Annotated in this window: 8 protein-coding genes; 6 read left to right on the plus strand and 2 right to left on the minus strand. The window is 70.3% G+C overall.

What is annotated here, in order from left to right:
• Positions 1 to 848 precede the first annotated feature (848 nt).
• A complete protein-coding gene (locus tag ACFU5O_RS37110; RefSeq protein WP_384247369.1) occupies positions 849 to 2,072 on the minus strand; it encodes an MFS transporter in 1,224 nt (407 codons plus the stop codon).
• Positions 2,073 to 2,383: 311 nt separating this feature from the next.
• Here ACFU5O_RS37110 and ACFU5O_RS37115 point away from each other — a divergent pair, with 311 nt between their 5' ends.
• The 6 genes from ACFU5O_RS37115 to ACFU5O_RS37140 are packed head-to-tail and all read left to right on the plus strand — an operon-like array spanning position 2,384 to position 8,001.
• The gene (locus ACFU5O_RS37115; protein ID WP_384247372.1) at positions 2,384 to 3,466 is read left to right on the plus strand and encodes a threonine aldolase family protein; all 1,083 of its coding nucleotides are present in this window, start codon (positions 2,384 to 2,386) and stop codon (positions 3,464 to 3,466) included.
• The gene (locus ACFU5O_RS37120; protein WP_384247375.1) at positions 3,463 to 4,926 is read left to right on the plus strand and encodes a condensation domain-containing protein; all 1,464 of its coding nucleotides are present in this window, start codon (positions 3,463 to 3,465) and stop codon (positions 4,924 to 4,926) included. Before ACFU5O_RS37115 ends, ACFU5O_RS37120 begins: the two co-directional genes overlap by 4 nt.
• Complete coding sequence (locus ACFU5O_RS37125) at positions 4,923 to 5,861, plus strand: diiron oxygenase (RefSeq protein WP_384247378.1); 939 nt, start codon at positions 4,923 to 4,925, stop codon at positions 5,859 to 5,861. The genes ACFU5O_RS37120 and ACFU5O_RS37125 overlap by 4 nt, the downstream gene beginning before the upstream one ends.
• The gene (locus tag ACFU5O_RS37130; RefSeq protein WP_384247380.1) at positions 5,848 to 6,138 is read left to right on the plus strand and encodes an acyl carrier protein; all 291 of its coding nucleotides are present in this window, start codon (positions 5,848 to 5,850) and stop codon (positions 6,136 to 6,138) included. Before ACFU5O_RS37125 ends, ACFU5O_RS37130 begins: the two co-directional genes overlap by 14 nt.
• A complete protein-coding gene (locus ACFU5O_RS37135) occupies positions 6,125 to 7,000 on the plus strand; it encodes a hypothetical protein (protein ID WP_384247382.1) in 876 nt (291 codons plus the stop codon). The genes ACFU5O_RS37130 and ACFU5O_RS37135 overlap by 14 nt, the downstream gene beginning before the upstream one ends.
• Positions 6,997 to 8,001 carry an agmatine/peptidylarginine deiminase gene (locus tag ACFU5O_RS37140; RefSeq protein WP_384247385.1) on the plus strand — a complete coding sequence of 335 codons (1,005 nt, stop codon included), beginning with the start codon at positions 6,997 to 6,999 and terminating at the stop codon, positions 7,999 to 8,001. Before ACFU5O_RS37135 ends, ACFU5O_RS37140 begins: the two co-directional genes overlap by 4 nt.
• A 121-nt stretch (positions 8,002 to 8,122) precedes the next feature.
• Here ACFU5O_RS37140 and ACFU5O_RS37145 read toward each other — a convergent pair whose 3' ends face one another.
• Complete coding sequence (locus ACFU5O_RS37145) at positions 8,123 to 8,608, minus strand: DedA family protein (protein WP_384247387.1); 486 nt, start codon at positions 8,606 to 8,608, stop codon at positions 8,123 to 8,125.
• Between the last annotated feature and the right edge of the window lie 298 nt (positions 8,609 to 8,906).

An 8,906-nucleotide genomic window follows, 5' to 3' on the forward strand; every position in this document is an offset into this window, starting at 1 on the left:
AGCCGGGGACCACAGGGGTGGAAACGATGATGAACTCCTGAATGCGGGCAGCGCCCGTCACCGTGACAGTCATCAATGTCCTCACCTCCTGCTTCTTGCTCGACGAACCAACACCGTTCCTTCGGCAACGACACAGCCGCGCCTGGGAACGAGCAGAACCATAGCCCCACCCCAGGACACGGCACCACCAATTAAAATTCTGGGCCCCACCGGCACGACGCCGACAACCACCGACCGGCGTCTCGCCGCAAGCCGTACAGCGTCCTGGGCGAGGACCCGGGTCCTGCCGACCTCAACGACCGGCCGCCTGTAGCTCACGGCGATCCCGGAGCGCGTAGTGAACTCCACCAGTTCGTACCGCAGCACTTCCACGAGGTCGGTTACGAGGGAGAACACAACCAGCCCGGGAAGGTCCGCTAGCCGAAGACCAATTCGAACCTCTGCCGTCGGGCCCCGACCCGTACGCCCGACCGTACGTGCTCACCTGCCCTCCCACCCGTCTCCGCATACCCGTGTCGGCCCGGGCGCCGCCCGCGTGCGCCCCATCAGCGACAACTACAGCCCCTGACGGCGTCCCGCGCCGCTGGGGGAGGACCGTCTCGGTCGCACGCCGGACGCCACCGCCGTCCCCGTGATCCGCTGCGGCCATCCCCCTGCGCCCCCGTTCCTGGCGGCCAAGTCCGTCGCCCGGCTCCCGCGGATCCTGGTCGCACCCGACGACGGCCTGCGAGGCGGAAACGGGCATGGGCCGAGCGGGCGGATCGTGGGTGCGTACGGCGTCCACGACGGCCCGGCGCCCCCTCGGCGGTGGCGGACCCGTGCCGGACACCGATCCGCCGGCCGCACGTTCACGAGTCGCTGCGGCCCGCCGGTACGGTGGCAGGCGCCCCGGCCGGGTCCGGCTCCGCACCGAACCCGGCGGCGGGGAGCCCCCGCGGCATCCGGCTCGCCGCGACGGCGATGAACAGCGCGACCCCGATGGCCGTGGCGATCCCAGTACGCAGCGAGCTTGCTTCCGCGACGAAGCCGATCAGCACCGGACCGACGAGCAGGCCCGCGTACCCGATCGCCGACACCTGGGCGATGGCGGCGTCGGAGCGGCCCGGGACGACCGCCCCGGCCAGCGACATGCACAGCGGCACCACGATGCAGACGGCCAGTCCCGTCAGCCCGAACCCGGCGATCGCCCAGGCCGCGGAAGGCGCCACGACCACCAGCAGCACGCCGAGAGCCGTCGCGGTGCCGGCCGCCGCCAGGAGCAGGCGGCTGCCGAAGCGCAGGCGCAGCCGGTCGCCGAAGAGCCGCCCGGTGAAGGTGGCCACCTCGTACAGGGGGTAGGCGAGGGCGGCGACCGCCTCCGTCGTGCGTAGCTCGCGGGTCAGGAGCAGTCCGCTCCAGTCCGCCACCAGCCCTTCGAGGAGGAGAGCCATGAAGGCGACGGCGCCGATCAGGTAGACGATGCCGGGCAGGTTGCTGCGCTGTTCGGTCTCCTCCTCCTCGGCCGGCTCGTCGAGGTATGTCCAGCCCAACGCGAAGGCCGGCGGCAGCGCGACGGCCGCGACGCCCAGCACCGAAGCCGTGTACGGGACGTCCAGCGCGGCCAGCAGCACGGCCAGCAGGCCGCCGGCCACCGCGCCGGCGCTCCACCCGGCGTGGAACCCGTTCATCATCGGCCGTCCGGCCCGCCGTTCGACCAGGCTGCCCTGCGCGTTCATCATCGCCTCGGCCACACCGGACGTCACGCCGAAGCCCGCGGCGGCGGCGAGCAGCAGCGGGAACGAGGGGCTGAGGGCGATCAGGCCCACGGACACGGTCACCAGCGGGGTGCCGATCCGCAGCAGCAGCCGGTTCCCCACCGCCGCGACGATCCAGCGCATGCACTGCATGGTGAGCGTCGCCGCGACGCCCCAGGACAGGATCACCAGCCCCACATCGCCCGTGTCCAGGCCCAGCTTGGCGGCCAGTCCCGGGAGTCTGGCGGCCAAGATGCCGTTCACCACACCGACGAGGGCGAAGGTGCCGAGGACACCTCTGTGGGCGCGCCGCAGGACGCGTGCCGGGGGAGTCTGCATGCTCCGTCTTCCTGTGTGCTCATACGGGCAACTGCCAAGCACGTCAAGGCTGCACGGCAGGATTTCTTCTTGATCAGAAGTGTGCCGGAAGACTTGCGCTGATTACTAGATCATCTCGTAGGATCTTCGCACCGGACATCGAGGGGAGTGGGAAAGGTACGGCTGCCACCAGCAGCCCATGACACCTTGCACCCCCATTCATCCCGATCCCCCCACACGTCCCGGCATCCCCGCATGCCCACGTTTCCCCGTGATCCAGCCGACACCGCGGCGCCCGTACGAGGCGCGTCGCGTGAGTGAAGGACGAAGGATTGATCTCCCGACTGCACGACCCCGCCTCGCGGGGCTTCGCCAGCGACAACAACGCAGGAATCCACACGAACGTCCTGGCGGCCCTCAACACCGCCAACGAGGGCCACCAGACGGCGTACGGCGACGACGTCTACACCGAACGGCTCCAGCAAGTCTTCTGCGACCACTTCGGCCCGGGCGCGAGCGTGTACCCCGTACTCACCGGCACCGGCGCGAACGTGGTGGGCCTCCAGGCCATGAGCGAGCCCTGGGGCGCCGTGATCTGTGCCGAAAGCGCCCACGTGAACACCGACGAGTGCGGCGCCCCGGAGCGGATCGCCCACGTCAAACTGCTTACCGTGCCGACTCCTGACGGCAAGCTCACGCCTGCCCTCATCGAGCAGCAGGCAGGCGGGCGCGGCGACGTGCACCGCGCCCAACCGACCGTCGTCACGATCACCCAACCCACCGAACTCGGCACCCTGTACACGCCGCAGGAGATCGCCGACATCTGCTCCTACGCCCACGAGCGCGACATGACCGTGTACCTCGACGGTGCCCGGCTTGCCAACGCCGCGGCCGCCCTCGACGTCCCCCTGCGCGCCCTCACCACCGACGCGGGCGTGGACGTACTCTCCTTCGGCGGCACCAAGAACGGCCTGCTGCTGGGCGAAGCCCTCGTCGTACTCAACCCGGACGCCGTCCGCGGCACCGAGTTCCTGCGCAAGGCCTCGGCCCAGCTGGCCTCCAAGATGCGCTTCGTATCAGCCCAGTTCATCGCCCTGATCGAGTCCGGGGCGTGGCTGGCCAACGCCCGCCACGCCAACGCCATGGCGCGCCGCCTGGCCGAGGCCGTCGGGGCGCTGGCCGAAGTACGCATCAGCCGGCCCGTGGAGTCCAACGCGGTCTTCGCCGTCCTGCCCGCGGACGCCACCGCCCGCCTGCAAAAGCGGCACCCCTTCTACGTACGCGACGAACGGACGGGCGAGGTCCGCTGGATGTGCTCCTTCGACACCACCCCGGAGGACGTCGACGCCTTCGCCGCAGCCGTGGCCGAGGAACTCGCGGCGGCCCGCACGGACACGGGAGCGGAGCAGACGTGAACACCCCCGTCGGCACACACACCAACGCTGACCCCGACCACAGCGGACGGCCCCTCCCCGCGCGGGTCCGCCGCGCGCCCTTCACCGGCGAGCGCGCCGTCGAAGCCGGGCTGAACTGGAGCCAGCAGGAGATCTGGGCGCTGATCGAGAAGTCGGCGCCGGACCACCACGTCTACAACGTGGTCGACGCCTTCCGCGTACCGCCCGGCGTCCGCCCCACCGAGGACGAGTGCCTCGACGCGCTCTCGTTCCTCCTCTCGCGCCACGAGGCGCTGCGCTCGGTCTTCCCGCGCACGCCGGAAGGCCGGGTCGTCCAACGTGTCCTCACCGAGGGCGAGTTGCACGTCGAGTTCGTGGACACCCCCACGACCTCGGGCGACGAGATCGGCGTACTCGAACGGTTCTTCGCCACCTGGAGGTTCTCCTTCGCCGACGAACTGCCGATGCGCCTGGTGCTCCTGGTCACCGAGGGCCGCGTGTGGGGCGGCGTGTACGTCTTCTCGCACATGGCGGTCGACTGGTACGCCCTTCAGTACCTGGCCGAGGAGGTCACCGCGTACTTCCGCAACGGGCGTACGCTCCCTCCGCTGCCGCCCGGCACGACGACCTCGGCCGGCCTGGCCGAGTGGCAGGAGTCGCCCGACGGCATCCGCAGGCGCGACCGCACCCTGGCCCATGTGGCCGCGCTCTACCGCGACCGGCCGCCCCTCGCACTGCCGCCGGCGGTCGCGGACCTCCCCGAGGCATCGGCGTACCGGCAGGCGGCCCTGCGTTCGCGCGCCGCCCAGTACGCCGCCGCCCGCATCGCGGAGGACACCGGCCTCAGCATCGCGGCGGTCATCGTCGGCGCGACGGCCCTGCTGCTGCGCGAACTGACCGGCAGCGACCGCATCGACCTACACCTCACCAGCTCGCAGCGCTTCGGCCGGGACAGCCGCACCACGATCGCCACGATGATGCAGGAGAGCTACTTCTCGGTGGACCTCACGGGCGCCGACCTGCCCCAGGCGGTCAAACGGTCCTGGCCGGCGGCCATCACCGCCTTCCAGAAGTCCGGATGCGACGCCGTCAGCATGAACCGGCTCCTCGCCGAGCTGGGCGACGGCCCGGACGCACCGCTGCACTTCGCGTACTGCATCAACGACCGGCGCACGCTGCCGGCGGACGCGGCCGTACGACGCGACGTCCGGGCTGCCGACCTGCTGCCCGGCACCGTCTTCACCTGGCTCCCGGTCACCGAGCAGGAGCCCTTCTACCTCATCGTCGACGACGGAGAAGAGGCAGGAGAGGAAACCGGAGTTGCCGCAGCGCATGCCGGAGCGAATGCCCGCGAGGGCGGAGGCCCGTACCTCGAGTTCTCCCTGACCTGCGACATCCGGCACGTCACCGAAACCCGCATGGAGTCCTTCCTGCGCGAACTGGAGCGTTCGCTCGTCGCGCTCGCCGACTCCGTCGCATGACCGAGCCCGCCACCCGGGCGGCCGACCGCACCAGCACCAACCCGAAAGAACGCATCACCATGGACGATTCCGGCTTCAGCACCATGCTCGCGCGCCTCTCCGAGAAGTCGCGCGACGAGTACTACAACCCGTACACCAAGTTCACGTGGCCCGACACCGTGCCCGAGGACCAGTGGTGGATGAACCCCGACTACCTCACCGTCTCCGGCACCGGCCTGATCGACGACGAGAAGACGCTCAAGGCGCTCGCCCGCTACGAGACGGTCAACTTCTTCAGCCTGCACGTCCACGGCATCCGCGAGCTGATGATCGAGGTCGCGAAGCGCATCCACACGCCCGACTTCGCCGAGTACAACGAGTACCTGCACCACTTCATCGGCGAAGAGAACGCCCACATGTGGTTCTTCGCCGAGTTCTGCCACCGGTACACCGGCGGCATCTACCCGGAGGCTGCCTCCCCACTCCGCCGCGAGGGCTTCGGGAACCTGTGGGACGACGTCATCGTCTTCTCCCGCATCCTGATCTTCGAAGAGATCTTCGACTACTACAACAGCCGCATGGGCAAGGACCAGCTGATCCCGGACATCCTCCGCGAGATCCACGCGGCCCACCACCACGACGAGAGCCGCCACGTCGCCTTCGGCAAGCAGCTCGTCAAGCGCCTCTACGACCGCGCCCTGGCCGCCGACCCGGACCGCCGCGAGGAGATCGAGAAGTACGTCAAGGACTACATGACGTACTCCGTGCGCAGCCTCTACAACCCGCAGATCTTCCGCGACTGCGGCGTCGGGAACCCCCTCGCCGTCCGGCGCGAGGCGCTCTCGCACCCCGTGCGCGAGGCGTTCCACGTCAAGCTCATGACCCGGGTCGACAGGTTCTTCGTCGCCGCCGGAATCTTCAGCACCTCTTGGGGGACCGAGCATGTCAGCGCGTGAGAACAGCAGCACCACCTCGACCATGGCACACCCGTCGATGGACACCGTCCTCGGCTTCCTCCGGGAGCTCAACGCCTCCGTGGACACCATCGCCTGGGACCGCGACCTCATCGAGGCCCGGATCCTCGACTCGCTGGCCTTCGTCGAGTTCCTCCTGCTCATCGAGGAACTGACCGGCGAGCCCGTCGACCTGGCCACGACGGACGTCAACAACTTCCGCACGCTGGAGCGCATCAACGCCTTCCTCACGGAAGGTGCCGGCCATGCGCACGCCTGATCCGGGCCTGCGCGCCCCCGTCGACGTCACCGACGGCCTGGTCACGCTCGGCCCCGAGGCGGTCCGCCTCCGGGCCGCCCTCGACCGGGTGTTCACCGGCTGGGCCGCCGCGGCCGGCGCCGCCGAGGTCCTCTACCCGCCGCTGATCCCGGTCGCCGACCTGGCGCGCTTCGACTACTTCACCAACTTCCCGCACCTCGTCCTGGCCGCCACGGCGGTCAACACGGACGCCATCGCCGACCTGCCCACGCACCCCGCGGAGCCAGGCACGACCCTCGGCGGCCACCAGCTCGCCCAGGCCGGCCTGGTCCTGCCCTCGGCCGCCTGCTACAACGCCTACCTGTCCCTGGCGGGCAGCCGGCTCGACGAACCGGTCCGGTTCACCACCATCGCGCAGTGCTTCCGGCGCGAGACGCACTACGAGGGCCTGCGCCGCCTGCACGGCTTCACGATGCGCGAGATCATCGCCGTCGGCGACGCCGAAACGGTCAAGGGCCACCTCACCACCCACAAGGACCTCGTCCTCGGCTTCGCGGCCCACCTCGGCCTCGACCTCACGACGGAGGTCGCCACCGACCCGTTCTTCGACGCCAACGGCTCCCGGGCCGTGATGCAGCGGCTCTTCCCCACCAAGGAGGAGTTCGTCGCCGACGGCGGCCTCGCGATCGCCTCCGTCAACTACCACCGCAACTTCTTCGGCGAGCGGGCCGGGATCACGTACGCGGGCGAAGAGGCCCACACCTCGTGCGTGGCCTTCGGCATGGAGCGGTGGCTGCACGTCCTCGCCGGGCGCTTCCACGGCGACTGGCAGGCCGCGGAAGAGGCAGTGGCATCCTTCCCCCTCCCCGGGGGGACGGCATGACCGGCTACCTGATGCCGGCCGAGTGGGAACCCCACGAGGCCTGCATGCTGGCCTGGCCGCCGTACGAGTCGCTGTGGGGCGACAGCTTCGGCTCCGTCGAGCGCGAGTACGTGGAGGTCGTACGGGCCATCGCCGCCTTCGAACCGGTGATCCTGCTCGTCCTGTCCGGCCAGGCCGAGCGGGTCAGGGCGCTGTGCGAAGTCGACGTCACCACCGTGGAGATCCCCATGGACGACGCCTGGCTCCGCGCGACCGGACCGATCGTGGTCCACGGCCCGCAGGGCCGGGTCGGCGTGGACTTCCGCTACAACTCCTTCGGCGAACGCTTCCACCCGTACGCTCGGGACGACCGGATCACCGAGCGGCTGCTCCCCGTCCTGGGCATCGAGCGCCGGGCCACCATGACGGTCCTCGAAGGCGGCGCCATCAGCGTCGACGGCGAAGGCACGCTGATCGCCACCGAGCAGTGTGTCCTGAACGCCAACCGCAACCCGCGGCTCGGCCGCGCCGACATCGAAGCCGAGTTCGAGGCCCTGCTCGGCGCGACCAAGGTGATCTGGCTGCCGTACGGCCACCTCGCCGGTGACACCGACGGGCACGTGGACCACGTGTGCCAGTTCACCGGACCCGGCCGGGTCCTGGTGGAGGCGCCGGGCGACCCCGCGCGCCCCGACCACGCGCGCCTCAAGGCCAACCGCGCCGTTCTGGAAGCCGCCACCGACGCGGCGGGCCGGAACCTGGAGATCCTCGAACTGCCGCCACAGCAGCCGGTACGCGTGCACGGCCAGGACGCCGTCGTGAACTACATGAACTTCTACATCGCCAACGGCGGAGTGATCATGCCGCTGGCCGGCACGAGCCGCGACGCCGAGGCCCTGGAAGCAGCCGCCAAGGCCTTCCCGGACCACCGCGTGCTAGGAGTCGAGGCCCCCACCCTGGCCACGGGCGACGCGGGCATCCACTGCATCACCCAACAACTCCCGACCCCCCGACCCGCCTGACCCCAGTACACCCCACCCACGCCGGCTCTGCTGCCCACCAGGCCCAGCAGAGCCGGCGCAGTCACATGGAGGAGCATCAGCACACGAGCGCCCCGCAGCCCGTCCCACCACCCCGACGGGCTTACGGTTCCTCGGCCACCGGGGCAGCGAAGGACGGCGCGGCGGCTCTACGGCGGCGGTACACCAGCACGCCGCCCCCCAGCAGTACGAGAGCGGCCACGCCGGCCACGCAGAGGGCCGTCTGCTCGGCGAAGAGCCGGCCCAGCACTTCGAGGACGCCGAGGCTCGCGGTCACGTAGATCAGCGCCCAGGCCGCTCCGCCCAGGAACAGGGCGGGGAGGTAACGCGACAGCGGCATCCGCATGCTGCCCGCGAGGAAATTGGCTGCGGTCTGGAAACCGACCGTCAGGAAGGAGACGGCCACCACATGCGCGCCCCACCGCTGGATCGCCCGCTCGGCGCGCTGGAACTTCGCCGAGGAGATTCGGTCGGCGAACCGGCTGCGCCGGGCACCGGCGCCCGCGAGCCACCCGACGGCGAACGTCCCTCCGGCGCGGAGCAGGACGATAAAGTACAGGGCCCCGGCCGTGAGCGCGATCTTATCCACGGCGCCCCGTCCCGAGATCCGGCCCGGAACCCAGGGCACCCGTCAGCCACACGAGCATCCGGCCCCAGCCGGGCGCGCGACGCACACCAGACCGCTCAACGTCTCTCACCTGCGCCTGCCTCTGCCCGTTCCGTCCTATGGGTGCCACCTGCGCCACCGGGACCCGAACCTGCACGCCCGCACGCCAAGCAAGGCAGCCTAACCTCAATACCGGTAACTTAGGGGCGAGTCGGTCGTTGTTGTTGATGTGCCGAGAGCGGGTCAGCTGAAGTCATCTGGTGAGCGTCTATCGGACCGG

This window comes from Streptomyces sp. NPDC057445 (assembly GCF_042802855.1).
Taxonomy (GTDB): domain Bacteria; phylum Actinomycetota; class Actinomycetes; order Streptomycetales; family Streptomycetaceae; genus Streptomyces.

What these genes read in the sequence shown, in the direction of transcription:
- ACFU5O_RS37110 (WP_384247369.1), bottom strand. Translation starts at nt 2,072, where the DNA reads ATGCAGACTCCCCCGGCACGCGTCCTGCGGCGCGCCCACAGAGGTGTC.
- ACFU5O_RS37125 (WP_384247378.1), top strand. Translation starts at nt 4,923, where the DNA reads ATGACCGAGCCCGCCACCCGGGCGGCCGACCGCACCAGCACCAACCCG.
- ACFU5O_RS37130 (WP_384247380.1), top strand. Translation starts at nt 5,848, where the DNA reads ATGTCAGCGCGTGAGAACAGCAGCACCACCTCGACCATGGCACACCCG.
- ACFU5O_RS37135 (WP_384247382.1), top strand. Translation starts at nt 6,125, where the DNA reads ATGCGCACGCCTGATCCGGGCCTGCGCGCCCCCGTCGACGTCACCGAC.
- ACFU5O_RS37140 (WP_384247385.1), top strand. Translation starts at nt 6,997, where the DNA reads ATGACCGGCTACCTGATGCCGGCCGAGTGGGAACCCCACGAGGCCTGC.